The sequence below is a fragment of the Porticoccaceae bacterium LTM1 genome (assembly GCA_030252795.1).
GTDB lineage: Bacteria > Pseudomonadota > Gammaproteobacteria > Pseudomonadales > Porticoccaceae > SCSIO-12696.
In genome coordinates this window covers 915,287-934,190 of record CP127080.1, presented here as the reverse complement: position 1 = coordinate 934,190, position 18,904 = coordinate 915,287, and the positions used below count along the sequence as shown (strand labels likewise).

At 48.0% G+C, this 18,904-nt stretch carries 14 protein-coding genes; 2 read left to right on the top strand and 12 right to left on the bottom strand.

What is annotated here, in order from left to right:
• Window positions 1-5: 5 nt before the first annotated feature.
• Both QP938_04085 and QP938_04080 read left to right on the top strand, forming a co-directional pair.
• Window positions 6-566, top strand: a complete 561-nt coding sequence (locus tag QP938_04085) for a HutD family protein (protein WIO75097.1) — start codon at window positions 6-8, stop codon at window positions 564-566.
• 703 nt (window positions 567-1,269) lie between these two features.
• Window positions 1,270-3,414, top strand: coding sequence for a S9 family peptidase (locus tag QP938_04080; GenBank protein WIO75096.1), 2,145 nt, complete (start codon window positions 1,270-1,272; stop codon window positions 3,412-3,414).
• 115 nt (window positions 3,415-3,529) lie between these two features.
• Here the strand turns inward: QP938_04080 and QP938_04075 are convergent, their stop codons facing one another.
• From QP938_04075 to QP938_04020, 12 genes are all read right to left on the bottom strand, one after another.
• The gene (locus QP938_04075) at window positions 3,530-6,985 is read right to left on the bottom strand and encodes a TonB-dependent receptor (GenBank protein ID WIO75095.1); all 3,456 of its coding nucleotides are present in this window, start codon (window positions 6,983-6,985) and stop codon (window positions 3,530-3,532) included.
• 338 nt (window positions 6,986-7,323) lie between these two features.
• Entirely contained in the window at window positions 7,324-8,370 is a 1,047-nt protein-coding gene (locus QP938_04070) for a FecR domain-containing protein (protein WIO75094.1), read from the bottom strand.
• Entirely contained in the window at window positions 8,360-8,944 is a 585-nt protein-coding gene (locus QP938_04065; GenBank protein ID WIO75093.1) for a sigma-70 family RNA polymerase sigma factor, read from the bottom strand. The genes QP938_04070 and QP938_04065 overlap by 11 nt, the downstream gene beginning before the upstream one ends.
• 311 nt (window positions 8,945-9,255) lie before the next feature.
• Window positions 9,256-10,995: a gamma-glutamyltransferase gene (gene ggt, locus QP938_04060; GenBank protein WIO75092.1), complete on the bottom strand. Its 1,740-nt coding sequence runs from the start codon at window positions 10,993-10,995 to the stop codon at window positions 9,256-9,258.
• A gap of 64 nt (window positions 10,996-11,059) precedes the next feature.
• Window positions 11,060-12,256, bottom strand: coding sequence for an ABC transporter permease (locus tag QP938_04055; GenBank protein ID WIO75091.1), 1,197 nt, complete (start codon window positions 12,254-12,256; stop codon window positions 11,060-11,062).
• Window positions 12,257-12,274: 18 nt separating this feature from the next.
• Window positions 12,275-13,486, bottom strand: a complete 1,212-nt coding sequence (locus QP938_04050; GenBank protein WIO75090.1) for an ABC transporter permease — start codon at window positions 13,484-13,486, stop codon at window positions 12,275-12,277.
• A 9-nt stretch (window positions 13,487-13,495) separates the two neighbouring features.
• Window positions 13,496-14,206, bottom strand: a complete 711-nt coding sequence (locus tag QP938_04045; GenBank protein ID WIO75089.1) for an ABC transporter ATP-binding protein — start codon at window positions 14,204-14,206, stop codon at window positions 13,496-13,498.
• Window positions 14,199-15,356, bottom strand: a complete 1,158-nt coding sequence (locus QP938_04040) for an efflux RND transporter periplasmic adaptor subunit (protein WIO75088.1) — start codon at window positions 15,354-15,356, stop codon at window positions 14,199-14,201. Before QP938_04040 ends, QP938_04045 begins: the two co-directional genes overlap by 8 nt.
• A gap of 180 nt (window positions 15,357-15,536) precedes the next feature.
• A complete protein-coding gene (locus tag QP938_04035) occupies window positions 15,537-16,034 on the bottom strand; it encodes a YbaK/EbsC family protein (protein ID WIO75087.1) in 498 nt (165 codons plus the stop codon).
• A 202-nt stretch (window positions 16,035-16,236) separates the two neighbouring features.
• Window positions 16,237-17,667, bottom strand: coding sequence for a YdgA family protein (locus QP938_04030; protein ID WIO75086.1), 1,431 nt, complete (start codon window positions 17,665-17,667; stop codon window positions 16,237-16,239).
• 24 nt (window positions 17,668-17,691) lie between these two features.
• Window positions 17,692-18,075, bottom strand: a complete 384-nt coding sequence (gloA, locus tag QP938_04025) for a lactoylglutathione lyase (protein WIO75085.1) — start codon at window positions 18,073-18,075, stop codon at window positions 17,692-17,694.
• A gap of 114 nt (window positions 18,076-18,189) precedes the next feature.
• Window positions 18,190-18,792: a Yip1 family protein gene (locus QP938_04020; protein ID WIO75084.1), complete on the bottom strand. Its 603-nt coding sequence runs from the start codon at window positions 18,790-18,792 to the stop codon at window positions 18,190-18,192.
• Window positions 18,793-18,904 lie beyond the last annotated feature (112 nt).

Below are 18,904 nucleotides of genomic sequence, written 5' to 3'. Positions count from 1 at the left end.
CATAAATGCTGCGCATTATTTCGCCTCATGAGTTTCGCGAATTCCCCTGGAAAAATGGCCAGGGCAGCACCATTGAACTGGCCATAAATTCAGGTGGAACTGCGGAAAATTTTGATTGGCGACTCAGCATTGCCACCATTGCCAACAACGGCCCCTTTTCAAATTTCAGCGGCTACACGCGCGATCAGGTGCTGTTATCCGGCAATGGCATGAGGCTGGTTCACGATAACAATACAGCTGACCAGTTTAATCGGCCATTTGATAAGGCCCGGTATTCCGGTGACAGCCAAACTGTCGCCACACTGGTTGATGGACCGGTGACAGCATTTAACCTGATCACTCACTCGGATCGTATTCAGGCAAATTTGGCAGTGCTTGATGAAGCAAATGAACTGGTATTACCCCAGGCCGAGCAGCTGTTTATTTATGCTCCCGACAGCCCGATACATCTTTCCTGCTCCAGCACCTCCGTTCCAGCAGGGTATCTGATTAGTATTGACCAATGCACAACCCCAACCACCGTCACTGGTAAACAATTTATTTTAATAAGCCTGGATAGCCGCTAATGAACTGGTGTTAATTGGACCCTCCTTCATCCTAATCTCCCCTTTCCGTCATCCTGAGCCTCCCCTTTCCGTCATCCTGAGCCTCCCTTTTCCGTCATCCTGAGCGTAGCGAAGGATCTCTTACTCACTGATCATTGAGATCCTTCGCTGCGCTCAGGATGACAATAGTAAGAGAGATGGCAACCAAACTAGCCCTGCAACAGGCCCGCCCTCATATACCCACAAATCGGGCAAACCTATTCCGGTTGAGCAAGGGCTCGCTTAGTGCCAATGATGCTCCGTTTCCCTTCGTTCAAGATGACAAACCTACCCAAAGTAGCTCTTTCCCTGACCTGACAGGTCACGACTATTTGTCAGTTATATGAGGAGTGGCTTATCAGGTCAGGGAAAGAGCGGGCTCGCCAATCAAAAACTTATCACACAAAAACCGAAGATATCGCCTTCGGCACTCAACGCAATTCACCCTTTGAGATCCTTCGCTACGCTCAGGATGACAACAGACTGCTGGTATAGCACCCAAACCAGCCCTTACCTTACCGGAACAGGTTTGCCCGATTTGTGGGTTATATGAGGGCAGGCCTGTTCCGGTAAGGTAAGGGCGGATTCAAACAACCGAAAGACAAACTTTTTCTTGACCTCTGACTGTGGCATCGTAGCCGGTTTGTAATTCCAATTTTGGCCTTCAAATAAAAGAGATAACCCCATGAACAAAACACTGGCACTCAGCATTGCCATCAGCGCCCTGCTGGCAGGCTGTGGCGACAACGCCCAACAAGCCGCAAATGACAATAGTCCACTTCCACCTGTAGCGAAAAAAATTCCCTACGAAATGACCATCCACGGCGACACCCGCATCGACAACTATTACTGGATGCGTGACGACCAACGCCAGGATCCAGAAATACTCGGTCACCTCGAAGCGGAAAATGCCTATGGCGAAGCCATGCTGGAGCACACCCAGCCACTGCAGCAAAAACTGCTGGACGAAATGGTCAGCCGAATCGACAAAGATGACTCTTCCGTCCCTTACCTGAAAAACGGTTACTGGTATGCCAGCGAATTCAGTGGCGAAAACGACTACCCGATTTACATTCGTCGCCAAGGCTCGCTCGACGCCGAACGCGAAGTCCTGCTGGACCTGAACGAACTGGCCGCTCCCCACGACTATTTTTCCATGGGCAGCATGAGTGTCAGCACCAACAGCCAGATTCTGGCTTATTCCTCTGACACCCTGAGCCGTCGTATTTACGATATTCAGTTTAAAAATCTCGAAACCGGCGAACTGTACGACGACAAGCTCACCGGCACATCCGGCTCCATGATCTGGGCCAACGATAACGAAACCGTTTTTTACATCAAAAAAGATCCACAAACTTTGCTGGGTTTTCAGGTCTATCGCCACAAGCTGGGAACACCACAAACCGATGACGTACTGGTGTACGAAGAGAAGAACAAAGAACTTTACATCAACCTTGGCAAATCAAAAGACGACAGCACCCTGATGATTGCCCAGGATGGCACCAACGAAGAGGCCATTCTGATACTGGATGCCAGTAACCCCAACGGCGACTTCAAACCGTTCCACCCAATGGAAAAAGGACTGAAGTACAGCATTCAAAAGCGCGGTGAGTGGTTTTATGTGCACACCAACTGGCTGGCGGATAACTATCGCCTAATGAAAGTGCATCAGGATCACACCGCCGATAAAAGCCAGTGGCAAGAAGTGATTGCCCACGATCCGGAAATTTATCTGGAAGATGTTGAGCTGTTTGAAAATTACCTGGTGTACAGTCAGAAGATACGCGGCCAGTCTCAGTTACAGGTAATGGACCTGAACACCAGCGAGACCCATCCAATTGCATTTGATGAATCAGTTTATGTTGTCGAAGTCGGCACCAACCCGCAAATGCAGAGCGACACTGTACGAGTCAATTACACCTCACTCACCACGCCAGGAACGGTCTACGACATTCACATGACCAATGGCGAAAAGACACTGTTAAAACAGGATAAAGTGCTTGGTAACTTCAATCCGGCTGATTACCAGAGTGAACGCATATTTGTAAAAGCGCGCGACGGTGTAGAGGTTCCAGTTAGCCTGGTGTACAAAAAATCCCTGTTCAAAAAAGATGGCACCAATCCGTTGTGGCAATACGCCTACGGCTCCTACGGTGCCGTAATTGAACCGGAGTTCCGCTCTACCCGCCTGACGCTACTGGATCGTGGCTTTGTCTATGCCATCGCCCATATTCGCGGCGGCAAAATGCTTGGCCAGGATTGGTACGAACAGGGCCGCATGTTTGAAAAAATAAACACCTTTACCGATTACATCGACGTCACCAAGGCACTGGTTGATAAGAAATACGCCGCCAAAGACAAAGTATTTGCCCAGGGCGGCAGTGCCGGTGGCCTGTTGATGGGTGCAGTCGCCAATATGGCGCCGGAGCTGTACCGCGGTATGCACGCTGCCGTGCCTTTTGTGGATGTAGTTACCACCATGCTGGATGAGAGCATTCCACTCACCACCAATGAATATGGCGAATGGGGCAACCCCAACAATCAGGACAGCTACGAATACATGCTTTCCTACTCACCCTATGATCAGGTAAAAGCCCAGAAATACCCCAATATGCTGGTCACCACCGGTCTGCACGATTCACAGGTTCAGTATTTCGAGCCAATGAAGTGGGTGGCTAAACTGCGTGAGCTGAAAACCGATGACAACCTGCTGGTATTTGAAACCAATATGGAAGCCGGCCACGGTGGTGCGTCCGGGCGATTCAAACGTTTGGAGGAAAGCGCACTGGTTTATGCGTTTATGTTTGATTTGATTGGCATGAAAGAATAATCGAATTCGATTATTTGCATAGTCTTCGCGTGACAGAGAGTCTGCCCATACAACTCACCTCAATAAAAACGGGGACATCAAGATGTCCCCGTCAAATCACCCAAGTAAATTCGTCTTAAAAAGTTGTTGTAATTTTCAGTCTCATAGTACGTCCGTAGGGATCAACACCATATGGAGAGAAAGACCGGGTTGCCTCAAATTCATCCGGCTCAAACTCCTGACTGAGAACTTCTCGGCTAACTTTAGCTTTGAAATAAAACAGGTTATTTATCTGAAAGTTAATTCGAGTAGTACTCAACCAGCGAGGTGCACTGAACAGATCCCCCGAAAAATCATAACCAAGGTTGAAGTTTACCGGTGTCGCCGCTTTGGTCGTAATGCGATTCAGGTTTGTGCGATAAATATACTGATGACTACTATCCAAACCTTTTCTGTATTCTTCTTCTATAATTGATGTTTCAGATTGGATTGACGTCTGAACATTTGCACTTAAACCTCGGTAAGTCCAGGAAATATCCAGTGCCCCCCGATGCTCGGGCAAGGGATAGTAGCCACGAGTAGATCTCAATCGACGGTCAATATTTCCAACCTGATCAAACGGCGTATCAGTTGGATCCATAATAACAGTGCGAGATGAGAAATCATAAACTTGGCTTGATGTAGTACAAGCATCACCCAGACAAAACTCACCCGGATCAACTTGATGCTCAAAAGTATATTGATGTGTATACGTCAAAAACCAGTCACCAAGATCTGTGCTGGCTCGATAACGAACCCGAAAATCCGCACTACGAGAAGAAACAGCGCCCATATTCGCCTCTCGGAGATCAAACACATAGGCACCATCAATCAGAGGTTCGGCCGTTTGTCTGGCCGTTTGTGTACGTTCTACCCAGGTTTTATCATCAATAATCACTCTGCCATTTTGCACCTGATAAAGTGCAGGGTTATTGACAATTGACTCTGGCAGTAACTCTGAAGGTGTATAGGCAGTATTCACATTAGGCTTACCAATACGATCAGATGTATTCGATTCAGTCAGGTTTAACTGTACCTCCATGCCGTCCAGGGGCCTGAAAATAAACCCAAGAGAGGTCCCAAAGTTCGTTTCTGGCCTCAATCCATCACGCCCTCCCGAGATATAGTAAGCTGGGACCCGGGGGTAACCAGGCAAATAATTACGAGCTTCATCCCTCAGATAAAAGCTAGTGGAGATCAATCGAGTAGAACTATTGGATACCATTGAATTTGGCAGAATAGTGCTATGTGTCCTATTAAGACGTACGGTCATCCACTCAACCGGCTCCCAGTTAAGGCCCGCTGCCCAATTCAAGGCACTCTCATCAATATTACCGTACTGCTCATAACGACCATTGACATTCATAAGTAAACTGTCAATCACCGGAGCAGACAATTCCACTCCAAGGCCTGTGCGTTTACGTTCAGTTTGCTCATTAAAAGTAACGCCACCCGTATAACCAGCACCCGTACTCAATGTGTCTGAAAATTTTTCTGAATAGACATTAGTGCTCGTTTCTGCATGCGACAGGATCACATTAGTTCTCATATCACCAGCAGGCAGTGTTGCCAAAACTCCTGTTACACTGATATCCATATCAAGAGATTTTGTTTCTGTACTGGTATGAATGAAAGGGATAGTCAGAGCACTTACATACTCCTCTGGCCCGGAATAGCCAAAGTAGGGTTTAAAATACCCCAAGCCATTTTCAACATATTGACGTAGATCAGAGTCGTAATACCGGCCATTGACTGCGTTTCTGAGAGCACTTCCATCCACTGAATTCCACTTGTCTGAAGTCCTCTCACTTTCACTGACACCAAAACCAAATTGCATACTCCAATCGGGATTCAGGTCATAATCAATGCCACCAGACAAAGACCGGTTCTCGGTCTCTGCCTTCTGGGTAGTTTGGGGCAGATCATCGGTGTAATTAAATAAAAAATGGGAAAAAAACGGATTATTCGGCACATTGGCTAAAACCCTATCCTGATGTGCGTCATTTCGAGTGGCACTTTGGCGCGAGGATTTCGAATAACGAGCAGCCAGGTTAACACGCAGATCTTTTGAAAAGTCATAGGTATATGATAGGCCACCAGAAATGGTGTCATCCTCTGGCAACAGACTGTAACCCTTACCGACCTGATAGCTGTTCTCACCAAGTGGAAATCTTGCACGCATTGTGGTCAGGATTTCCTCAAAGGCGGCTCCCGCTACTGGTAGCTCTACACTGGTATTTTCGACAATATCATAAAGGCTCAAAGCATCCAGACCAGCACCGTCCGGCAGCTGCAAAGTATAAACAGGCAAGTAATCGGCATCAGGTGGTGTATTGTCAATTCGCCTTGTACCTCCCCATGAGTTAGGCACCATTTGACCACCTGGTACACGTTCATTCAGAGCTTCATTATCCGTTTTCCCATCGCCATCTACGTCTTTCACAAACATCAGTACCTGATCATAACTAAAGCCTGTGCCTATATTTGCCGGAGAAGAAGGGTGCAAAACCAAACCTTCATCATTGGACAATGCAAAACCCTGCCCAGCGGCCGGGAGAGGGGTAAACTGAATTTCTCGCTGGGTACCTGCCAATGGATCTCGGGTCAGATAATTACCGTTAATAGTAAGAGAACCGTTATCGAAGTTGAACGTATGCCCCAGGCCGAAGTTCAACTCATCAGCGCCACCATCTTCTGTACGGGTTACATCAACAGAAACCTGAGTTCCTTCAAACTCCCTGTTGGTAATAATGTTAATAACCCCACCAACAGCATCAGCACCGTAAATTGCTGCTGCACCATCATAAAGGATTTCAATTCGCTCTACCTGATCGACAGGAATACTACTGATATCAGCCACATCACCATACAATCCACCTTTGGCAGGACGACGTCCATCAATTAAAACCAGGGTATACTGTTCCCCAAGACCACGAAGATTTACACCACTGCCAGCATAAACGTTTTTCCCTCTACCAAACGTAGCACCCGATTCAAAAGTACCTGATGCCACATTAGTTGGAGCATTTACATTTTGGGGAAGTCTGCGCAAATACTCATCCAGCCGAGACATGCCACTGGCTTCCAGTTCTTCACGGCTGATAACAGTAACTTGCCGAGTAAGCTTTCCAGGATCCTGAACCAGGCGACTACCGGTAACAACAACTTCTTCAACTTCATTTTTTTCTTGCGCTTTCTCCTCACCACCTTGATTTTTACCATTTTCTTCAGAAGCAACGACAATAGAACCATCGCTGGCCACCTGATAAGTAAGACCACTACCGGTCAGCAAGATATCCAATGCTTCAACCAACGTTAGCTCACCAACAATAGCTGGCAAGATTGAGTTGCTCTCAATACCTGGCTCTACAATAATTAACGATCCAGTCTTTTTGGACAGTTCCAGGAGTGCTGGCGTTGCTTTCTGAGATTTTATATTAAGCTGCATACGCTCATCAGAAGCGGATGCAAATGCAACTGTAGAGAGGGATAGAGTTGCCGCTACTGCCAGCGACAGGCGCTTTTTGGAATAAACACGATCTGATCTATTCATACCTAGTAAATCCACCTATAAGTTTTGTATTTTCATTGCAGAATTCGAGTCTGCTATAAGGTTTACGTTTAACTCACAGGTAACCGAACGGTAAAAATTAAAAAAAGGAATTTTTCTATACTTCAATATACTGAAATAAAGGCCACTTTCAGGCCTTTGCATCAACTCCTACTTATTACCTTGATTAATGCGCGTCACTCTAAATTACCATTTGTCAGTCCAATCGAAGCGAAGAATTCCAACCTCAAAGACAACTAAAAGATCCTTCGCTTCACTCAGGATGACATGACTTAAAACAATAGGTTCGGATTTCCTTCATTGACTCAGGATGACATGGTTTAATCAGCCTTTGAGCTTATAAAAACCTGATCAAAGTCACTCTCAATCTGAATCGGTAGCACTTTGGAAAGCCCACTCAGTGCTTGAGAAATTCTGGAAACCGGTATACCTGCTGTGACTTCCAACCCCATTACCTCCGAATCCATAATCATGATTTTTTTTGCCGAATAACGGTTCAACTCCTGGACCACATCCACCAGTGGCACCCCTTCAAAGCTAAGCACACCATCTCGCCAATCAGCCACCCGGGAAATATCCACACGCATCGCTGACATACTGGCATTGGCAACATCAAGATTTGCTGACCAACCAGCACCAATTCGGTATTGGTTGCCAGCTGCCATGACTAATTCACCTTCTGCAATGTCTTGCAGACCATAACTGGCAAGTGGTTCATCACTACGAATAAGGGCGACCTCACCTTCAGAGACATCCAAAAGTGTTCGATCCGGCATAACCCGCACACTGAAAGTCGTACCCAAAACCACTATGGTACGACCGCCGACCTCAACGGAAAAAGGCGCATCCGCTTGTTTGACCACATCGAAATACGCTTCCCCCCTACGCAAAGTCAATTTGCGAGCATCCTCATTCATCTCAACAAGCAATTCAGTGCCGGTATTCAAATAAACTGTACTTCCATCCGCCAAAGTAAGCTGATTTTGTTCACCAATACGGGTTACATATCTGTCAATTTTTCCATTTGGCGTCACCTGATTACCCTGCCATAGAAGAAGCCCGGCAAAAACAGCGATCAATATTCCAGCCGCCATCGAAAAGCCTTTCCAGTGGTTAAATTTTCGATATTTCTGTGTGCCACCGGATTCAGCCAGCTCCAGTAAATTCTGAATAACTGACGAATCTTTAAGGCAGTCTATATCCGCCAGCGTATGACTGGCTTGCAAAAATTCCCGCCGGTATTCCGGAGACTTATCTGACCAGCTTGATTGAGCTTTGCCATCGTGAGTCATAAGCGATCCATCAAGCATCCCTATCAACTCGACAGCTGCGTCATTTTTGATCCTGTCCATCTCTTTACTGCTCACGATTCGCTCCTGCGCCATACTCCAGGCATTTTCTTAATTGCTTAATGGCTGCTGATATATATTTTTCGACAGCACGGGTAGTAACAGACATTTTTTTCGCGATTTCTTTTTGAGGAAGATATTTAAAACGGCTGAGCAAGAACGCTGTTCGCCACTTTTCCGGCAATTCCACAACTGCTTTTTCCAACAACTTCAAATCCTGCTGGCTTGAAATAACTATTTCTGGTGAAATTTCATATACATCGGCAGGATTACCCAACTTACCACTCTCTTTATGGCGCCTCTTTATCGCCTTATGTCGCTCTCTGTCCACTACTATATTGTGTGCAATTGAAAATAGATACGAGCGACACCGATCTTCATCAGGGTCAATCTTTTCCATCAAGTCCGGCATACGCGCCAAGCGCACAAAGACATCTTGAGTAATATCATCAACTTCATCGAAATTAACCGAACGAGCATACAAAAACCTTCGAACAGAGGTTTCGTACTGATCATACAGTCGTCTCAGAAACTCCTTCTTTGACAGGAAACGGCTATTAAAATCAATGATGTTGTCATTTTTTACCGACATGGTGTTTCTCATGAGAGGCCCATACTTCTTCGTTCTCACCAGGTATACGTTTGAAAGCCGCCAAACCGAACGAAATCTGTGAATATTTTTAGTTTAGACGGAAGAATACTGAATGACACCGCCAGGAAAGACCATAACAATATGATTTTTAATAACATTTTCCAACATGGTGTAGTTTAATACACTAACTCAATACTTAGTGATCAATACTACAGATCAACTCGTATATACTCTGAAGTAGAGCCCCGTAACGGTGTACCCCTGATATGAGGTGCACGAAGCATGTTAATAGGTCTTAATGTCTACGGGCTCTAGTATCCTGCTGCCTGACCATCCTTGCGGGACTCGCTGGCACCGTAATAAGCGCCCTGCTCCGCGTCATACCAGATTGCCTGATAGCCGCCATACCCTCTTGAATACCTAACCATGTGTCCTTTATCCATCAGTTCTCGAACAACCTGATAGTTGATACCGGATTCAACAGCCAGCTCACCACCAGTAGCCAATAACGCATTCTGGCTCTCGGTCGGTTCGGTTGACCCATAGTGCTGCCAGCGGGCTGCATCGCCCGCCTCTTGCAGGTTCATACCAAAATCAATCAGGTTAACGACTATCTGCACATGCCCTTGTGGCTGCATGGCACCACCCATGACGCCAAAGCTCATCACCGGTTTGCCATCTTTGGTCATAAAGGCGGGAATGATGGTGTGAAAGGGCCGCTTGCCCGGCGCATAGACATTGGCGTGTTTGGGGTCCATGGAAAACAGCTGTCCCCGATCCTGAAAACCAAACCCCAACCCCGGCACTACCACTCCAGAACCCATCCCCCGGTAATTGCTTTGAATCAGGGAAACCATATTGCCTTGGCTATCGGCAGTGGTCAGGTAAATGGTATCACCCTGTTGCAAGCGTGGATTACCGGCCTCCACCCGCCGGGCAGCGCGTTCCCCAATTAACTTGCGACGCTCAGCAGCATACTTTTTGGAGAGTAATCCCTGGAGAGGAATCTTGTGAAAATCCGGGTCGACATAGAATTTGGCGCGATCTTCAAACACCAGTTTTTTGGCTTCCACCATCAGGTGCAGAAATTCAGCACTGTTGTGACCCAGGGATTTCAAGTCGTAAGCTTCGAGGATATTGAGCATCTGCAAAGCGGCAATGCCCTGCCCGTTGGGGGGCAGTTCCCAGACATCGTAACCGCGATAGTTAGTGGATAGTGGTTCAACCCATTCTGAGCGATGATTTTCAAAATCTGCTTTGCGCAGGTATCCGCCCTCTTTGCGCATAAAGGCATCAATTTGTTCGGCAATGGCACCACGATAAAATACATCACGGCCGCCTTTGGCCAACTGTCGGTAAGTAGAGGCCAAATCGGGATTTCGAAACATCTGCCCCTTGCGAGGAGCTTTGCCATCTATGGTAAATGTCGATGCAAATGCTCCCGGCTGTTCCTTTAAACGAGGAACACTTAAATTCCAATAGAAAGAAATAAGCTCTGAGACAGGAAATCCATTTTCCGCATAGCCAATAGCCGGTTGCAAAACCTCTTGCATGGATAATTTGCCAAACTTTTTGTGCAGTTCAAACCAGCCATCCGCTGCTCCCGGCACAGAAATAGGCAGCATGCCGTATGGTGGAATATCATCGCGATTGAGCTTATTAAGCTCTTCTTGAAGCTGCTGATAACTTAATCCCTGCGGAGAGCGACCACTGGCATTCAGGCCGTAGAGCTTTTTATCTTTTGCACTCCAGACAATAGCGAACAGGTCGCCGCCAATTCCACATCCCGTCGGCTCCATCAATCCAAGTGCCGCATTTGTCGCAATGGCAGCATCAATTGCGTTGCCGCCGCGTTTGAGAATATCCAGCCCTATCTGGGTTGCCAGGGGCTGACTGGTAGCCACCATGCCATTTGGGGCTATCACTTCTGATCGGGTGGTGCCGTCAATTCCGGTGATTCGATCAGGACCAGCCATTACCGCACCTCCAGAAAGTATTGTTGCAACCAGACCTAAAACAACCTGAATTCTCGCAAGTAAGTTAAGCGACATAATCACTACCCAACATTGTAGTTAACTGTCTTAAACCTAAGACGAATTGTTAATTAGCGCAAAATTATTCCGAGCGCAGAGCGTCAATGGGGCTTAATCGAGTAGCAGAAATCGCAGGGCGAACTCCGGACAGCGCTCCGATAACCGTCGCAGCGATAAGAGCTATCAAAATAATACCGGGACTCATGGCAATGGGTAGCCCCGGCACCAGCAGTCTTGCCGTCAGCATCAGCAAGGCAATCAACGCAATTCCGCAGACCGCCCCCAGTAATGCCAGAAAAACCGCTTCCCCCAAAAACAGGTTACGAATTTGAAACCGGGTGGCGCCAAGCGCACGCAGTAAACCGACTTCCTGGGTACGTTCTGTGACAGTGATCATTAGAATGGTGGCAATACCCACGCCACCTACCAGCAACGAAATTGCACCAAGGCCACCGCCGGCAAGCTTGAGGATATTGAGAATATTATCCATGGTATCCAGCATCTGATCCTGGGTGGTGATGGTGAAATCTTCAAAACCGTGGCGGCGAATTAACAGTTCGGTAATCTGTTGACTTACGTACTCAGCACTTCGTGAAGGGCTGTAAAATACATCGATCCCCATCAGGCTTTCGCGATTAAACATCTGCTGCCCGCGAGCCACTGGGATATATAGCGTTTTATCCAGATCCTGGCCGAGAAACTCCCCCTTACTGGCCAGGACGCCAATAATTTTAAACCGGCTGCCTCCCACACGAATGTCTTCGCCCAACGCCGGGGCATCGCCAAAAAATTCCTGCTTAAGATCGCTGCCTAAAACCGCAAAGGGTCGTGCCTGGCTGCGCTCTTCATCGGGCAAAAAACGCCCTTGCGCCAAATCCAGTTTATAAGCTTGTGCCGCTAATGCGCCGACGGCGTAAATATCGGTATTGCGAGTGCGATTGTTTGCCTCCACCGGCAATAATCCGGCAACAGCAGGTACCACAGCTTCTATTCCCGGCAGTCGCTCAATGGCATCGGCATCTTCCAGGGTTAATGGACGAGTCGTTTTCAGAATGGCACCAACCCCAAATGTACTATTTTGACCGGGGCTGACACCAACTATATGGCTGCCAAACTGGGTAAATTGTTGCAGCACAAACAGCCGCAGGCCTTCGCCAAATGAGCTGAGCAACACCATCGCCGCGATACCGATGGCAAAGCCTACAACGGTCAGCAGAGAACGGCCGCGATGCATCCACACCGCGCGCCAGATCCACAGCAGTGCATCACGCAGCAACACGATAACAACCTGAAATAGTCATTTCACAATTCCTCGCATTGCCAGTACGGGGTCGAGATCCGCGGCACGGCGGGACGGAACCCATGAAAACAGCACACCAAATACAAAGGCAGTTGATACCGCAGCAGTAATCGACCACCAGGGTGCTATTAATGGAAAGCTGGGCGCCAACTGTCGTTCAAGGGTGAGCAACGCCAAAGCGAAAGCGACGCCACAGGCAGAGCCGATTCCCACCAGCAAAAGAGACTCCCCCAAAAACAGGTCGCGGATCTGGGCACGGCTGGCACCGATGGCTTTTAACAGGCCGATTTCCTGGCGTCTCTGACTGACGGAGATCAGGCTGATATTCATAATCAACACCCCTGCCACCAACAGACTGATCGCCGCAATTGCGCCGATAGTGATGGTAAGCGTTGTGAGGATGTCATCAAATCCACTGAGAATAGAATCCTGACTGACGATGGTGACATCATCCACCCCTTCATGACGGGCTTTTACTACCGCTTCTATACGCTGCTTGGTGTATTCCGCATTGCCGCTTTGTTTTAGTGACAATAAAAGTCGAAACAAGCCCGGGCTATTAAATAACTGTTCTGCCGAGCGCACCGGAATAACCGCAACGTCGCGAAGATCCAAACCCAGTGATTCACCCCGCTCTGATAAAACGCCAATCACACGAAAACGACGATCACCAATACGCACCCATTCACCAATGGCGCGGTCGTTATCAAACAGCTCCCGCTTTAATTTTGCCCCCAATACACAAACCGGCATGGCATCATCATTGGTGCGTTCGGGCAGAATATTGCCACGTGCGGTGTCCAGTTGGCGTACTGCAAAAAATCCCGGCGTGCTGCCAATTACAATAACTTCGCGCATACGGCTGTCGCGACTCACCAGCGAATTCCCGGCAATAATCGGCGCCCAATCCTCAATTGTCGAAATCTGGCCAATGGCGGCAGCGTCTTCCAGCGTCAGGTCGCGATGAGAGGTGCCGTAAATGGGTGGCATGCCTCCGACGGTTTCGGTTTTTCCGGGAAAGACAATCAGCATATTGTTACCCAATGCCGAGAATTCCCGATTCACATAACGGCGTGCGCCTTCCCCAAGACTGGTGAGTAAAATGACCGACGCCACACCAATCCCGATGGCCAGCAACAGCAACCCTGTACGCACTCGATAACGACCGAGTACAGCAAGATTAAAGCGAATTTTATCGCTGCTGTTCATGGCTACTATTCAAGACTCCTGTTCACGACTGCTTTTTATATATGACTCAGTAGAAGCATCACTGGCGATCTCTCCATCCACCATTCGAATGCGACGCCGGGCGCGTTTACCCAATGCCTCATCGTGGGTAACCACCACCAGGGTAATACCCTCCTGATTGAGTTCTTCCAAAAGCTGTACCACATCATTTCCGGAGGCAAGATCAAGATTACCGGTAGGCTCGTCTGCTAACAGTATGCGCGGTTTCATAACAAGCGCCCGAGCAATCGCCACTCGCTGTGATTGGCCGCCGGATAGTTGTGCGGGAGTGTGATCACGTCGATCCATTAACCCCACCTGCTCCAATACATCGGACACCTGCTGGCGACGCTGTTTAATTGGCGCCCCGGCCAGCATTAATGGCAGTTCAATATTCTCAAAAGCGGTCAGGCGGCCAATCAAGTGGAATGACTGAAAAATGAAACCAATGTTGTCGCGGCGTAGTTCTGCGCGATCTTCTTCAGGCAGGGATTCGGTGGCAGTGCCATTTAAGTGGTAAGTTCCGCTGTCTGGCCTATCAAGCAAGCCAATCATATTCAGCAAAGTTGATTTTCCTGAGCCGGATGGTCCCATGACAGAAACATATTCGCCTGGCTCTATGGACAAGGAAATTTCCTTTAATGCATGTAGCGGTTCTTCGCCCACTAAGTAGGTTTTATTGACGTTATTAAATTCAATCATTGCCGGCGTCGCTCGCCTTATCACTTACCTGTGCATTTTTACCCACTTCAACACCTGGCAAACCCAGTGAGCTGACAATTTGATCTCCGGCCGATAAACCAGTGATTATTTCGGTTTCGCGCCAGTTTCCAATTCCGGTTGTGACTAAATGAAGTTTCAATACTCCTTCGCTATCGAGCATCATCACCTTGTTTTCTTCAATTAACAGCTCAGTGGGTATTTTGAGTGCGTCTTCGCGAATCTCGATAATTATTTCCACATCAGCACTGTAACCTGCCAGTAAATTCAGCTGTTCAAGGGCTTCCGCCTCAAAGTCCACTTCTACATCTACCGTACGGGCCTGCTTTTCAAAGTCGAGAATATAGGGAGCAACACGGCGTACTCGTCCGGCAAATTGTTGATCCCGAAAAGCATCCATCGTAATCCGCACCGGCATACCCTGACGAATATCAGCGGCGTCGACTTCATCAATCGGGGCAATAACGTAGTGGCAGTCGTTGGTAAGCAGGTCGATAGCTGGCGGGGTTGCGACACCTGGGGGGGATGGCGTGGAGTACTCACCTACTTCGCCGGTAACCTCCGCCACCATGCCGTCAAAAGGCGCATAAAGGCGGGTTTGATCAAGGGATGCTTTTGCCAGGCTAAATGCTGCCCCAGCCTCTTCTTCACGTGCCTTGGCAGCCTGACACTGGAAATCACTGGCCTGGGCTTTGGTGGCTGCCTTGTCGGCAAGATCTGTGGAAACCAGCCCGCGGCTGACCAACCCTTTCAAGCGGTTGGATTCACGTCGATCCAGTTGTGCTGAAACACAGATACCTTCCCGTTCAAGTCTGGCGGAATTAAGGAATGCCTCGGCCTGTTCCAGCCGAGCCTGCCGATCGCGGTTCCAGAGCACCATCAGCAGTTGGTCCTCTTTTACCCGGTCGTTTTCTTTCACCAGGATCCGATCAATTTGTCCACCAATGGGCAGCGACAATCTTGATCGCTGGCAAGCCGTGACAGTGCCCGCTCGGGTGTTGGCAACGATATGCTCTACTTTACCCGTTCCAACAGTCATTACCTCGACAGCCACTGGAGGCTGCTTGGCCAGCATCATCCAGGCTACCCCCACCGCAACCACGCCACCCCACACCAGCACAGAGCGTTTCATAGTGCATCCTTACTGTATTGATTTTGCAACCATAGCAGAAAGTGGGGTTCAACCAAATAAACTATTTTGGGGAGATTGAGCGGTATAAAAAAATCCACTGTAATATTTACAGCGGATTTTCAAATTATGCCAAGGTCGTGGATATTCATCCAGGTTTGCAGGTTGTTGAAAAACTATCTGCTAGTGAACCACATCGCCAAATTCATCATAAATCGGGCAACTGATCACTGCTTGCCAGGCATCTTCCATCATTGAACGGAATGAGCGACTTTCCATGTGAACCAGGTGACGGTGATCACCACCTTCAAAATAGAGATCCTGTTTATCCATCAAAGCAGTATCGACAATTACATCCATATTAAATGCCTGCCCCACACAGGGGATCGCTCCCAATTCACAGTCCGGAAACAGCCCTCGCAACTCCTGTTCGTCTGCCATCTCAAATGACAGCTGCTGTTCGTATTCCAACCATTCCAGAATCAATTGGTGACTCGCCGGAATTACACACATGCTGTAGTGATTACCATGTTTTACCACCACGGCTTTGGCCACTTTTTCCGGTTCAATATGGGCAGCATATGCGCTGGAAAGCGAGTTACTCGTATGCGGGTGAGACAAAATATCATACCTGAGCTGCTGGGCAGCCAGATAATGATTCAGGGCGGGTGACATACTCATAAACAACCTCCTCCGAAGAGGGATTACGGCATTTAAAAGTATAGCTATGCAAGGGGGCGGTAAAGGATAAAGAGCAAAATGGTCTAAGGGTGAGTCAGGAAAGTATTTTTAACTCTAAAACCGGATTTTGCTGTAATTAAAAAAGCCGGATTGTTTTAAAACAACCCGGCTTTTATATAAGAGACAACTAGACCCTCAACAGTTACATCATCGGAAGTTGTTCACCATTCAGTGTCATTGCACCTTCTTTCATTGAAAACACAGCACGGTAACCATTTTCTGTTTTTTCCAGAAAGCCCATTTGCAACATCATACCAGCTTGGGCCTCAGCCATTTGCTGGATATCATCCGGTGACATACCCTCGACCTGCGGATTGCCAGCCATTTGCTCCGCCATTGCGCGGGAAGCAATTTTCAGGGCCAGACCTTCACTGATATTGGCCTCTGCGTCTACCACCAGATTCACCAACATCATCATTGGGTTATTGAGATCGATAGGTGGAGTCATATTGCTACCATCAAATTCAACGCGCGCGTTGGAAGACAGTTTTTCACCGGCGTACTCAAAGCTCAGATCAGTGATTGCGATCACTGGCGAGAGAGGCAGAAAATCATTTGCCATCTCCTGTCCAATCATTGCCATTTCCGCTTGCTGCTGCGAATAGTCAGGCCGTTTTTTCATAAGGTCAGCAAAGGAGTCGTAGTATTTTTCCAGCCCATCAATACTCATTCTTTCAAAGGCCATGCCAAGACGAGCATTGTCCACTTGCTCCCCTTCAACCCGAACCTGATTAACGGAATATTCCAGGTTCATCTTTACGGTTTTTTCGGAGTCTTTATCCATGCTGTAGTTAACGCCGAGATCTTTCATCGAAAATAATGGCTCACCACCTGCATCGCTTTTATAGAAAGTAACTGAAGGTACTTTGAAGTCACCACTGCCCAACTGAATCATTGGGCTGATGTATTCCATATTGCTACTCAGAATCATCGGCTCAACTCTCAAAGTGCCTTCACTCGCCTCAACCAGGATCTCTCCAATCTGGCCGCTCACATCCCCTTTGCGGTTGGACCGCTCGTACCCGCCATTCAAATCAATACCACCAAAGGTGATAGTGGTGTCTTCGTCAGGGTTAAAGGTAAATTTGGGGGAATTAGCCGTGAAAGAGGCATTTCCGAAATAATTGATCAGGGATGAGTAGGTCATAAAGCTATCGATACCCAGCTTTTTCTGCAACTCAACCGCTTTATCACTGTGTGAAAGATCCAAAGTGCCATTGATAGAAGCCAGGCCAAGCTTACCGCCATCAGCGAAAATTACCGGGCCGTGCCCCATGCTGAGTTCAAACCGGGCAATATTCGGCATCGACTTAAAGATCTCCCGCTCAGACGCTGGCAGATCGGCCATAGCTGGGCCAAACATCATTTCGGTATCAATCCCCAGCGTTAATACCGCACTGGAGGAGAGCCAGCCTTTTTCATACTCAACAAGCTCGGCTTTATAACCGGGGATCTCATTGATCATGGCGATGTCATTTTCAATACTTTGCTTTGCCACTCCCGCAGTAATAAACGGTCCGGCCAATACCCCAACAGCCAATACACCACCAATTGTACCAATCACTTTTTTCATGTGTTTCTCTCCTTGTGATAGAAATTATTTTTTAGATAACAATTCAATCTTATAACCGTCCGGATCTTCGACAAACGCCAGTATCGTAGTACCGTGTTTCATCGGGCCAGCTTCGCGCACTACATTACCACCTTTTGCGCGAATAGCGTCACAGGCCTGGTAGACATCATCCACTTCGATCGCCAGATGACCAAAGCCATTGCCAAGCTCGTAACTGTCAGTGTCCCAGTTATGGGTCAGCTCCAATACTGTGCTATCAGCAATCTCGCCATAGCCCAGAAATGCCAGAGTAAACCGCCCTTCCGGGTAGTCATTGCGGCGCAGTAATTTCATGCCCAGCAGTTCGGTATAAAACGCAATGGAGCGATCCAGGTCGCCCACCCGCAGCATAGTGTGCAGCAGTCGCATAACAGGTTCCTTTCAGTTCTGATACAAAAAAGCCGGGCGAAGCCCGGCTTTTCGGATTCAGAGAAGAGCTTAGCAAGCTACTTCTTGTTGGACAAACTCTTAATCTACAAACTCTTAATCTACAAACACCGGCACCATACCCATTTCCCACAGCACCACTGTGACACCGAGCATAACCACTGCCAGTACCAGTACCATCATCATCACCGCACTGGCGTAAAGAAAGCCACGCTCCTCGGGAACATGAAGCAGTAACGGGATGGCAATATATAACTGGTAGATAGCATAGCTACATGCGGCTGTGGCAATCAAAAGATCCAGCCAGAATACCGGCCAGAAGCTGAAGATGCCCGCTACAAATACCGGCGTCATGGCGTAACCTACCAGTACAAAGTCTTTCATCCGGAAAGAATCTGCGCGATAGGTACGGGACATCCAGTGGATAAAGTATCCCAACCAGATAACGGTCACTACGAGAGCAGCGTAAAACAAAACTGTGAGCGGAATCGCACTTTCAATCGTGACACGATAAACCTCGCTCGTATCGCCAATTGACCATCCCACCTGGGTTGTACCCCAGAAAAACCCTATGGGTGGAATCAGTGCCATTAGCACAAAATACGGAACCTGACGCTTGATTGATTCGTCAGACAGGTGGGCTATTTTTTTCCACTCTTCGCGCGGATTAAACAGCAATCCCGGAATATGATTGAACATAGTGTGTGATCCCCTTCTAGCACTCTTTCAGCTTGGTGAATTTCTTTTTATTGTCTGCCTAGAGTCAACATCAGGTATTGATGAAAGTCAACAAAGTTGATTTTTGGCAAAG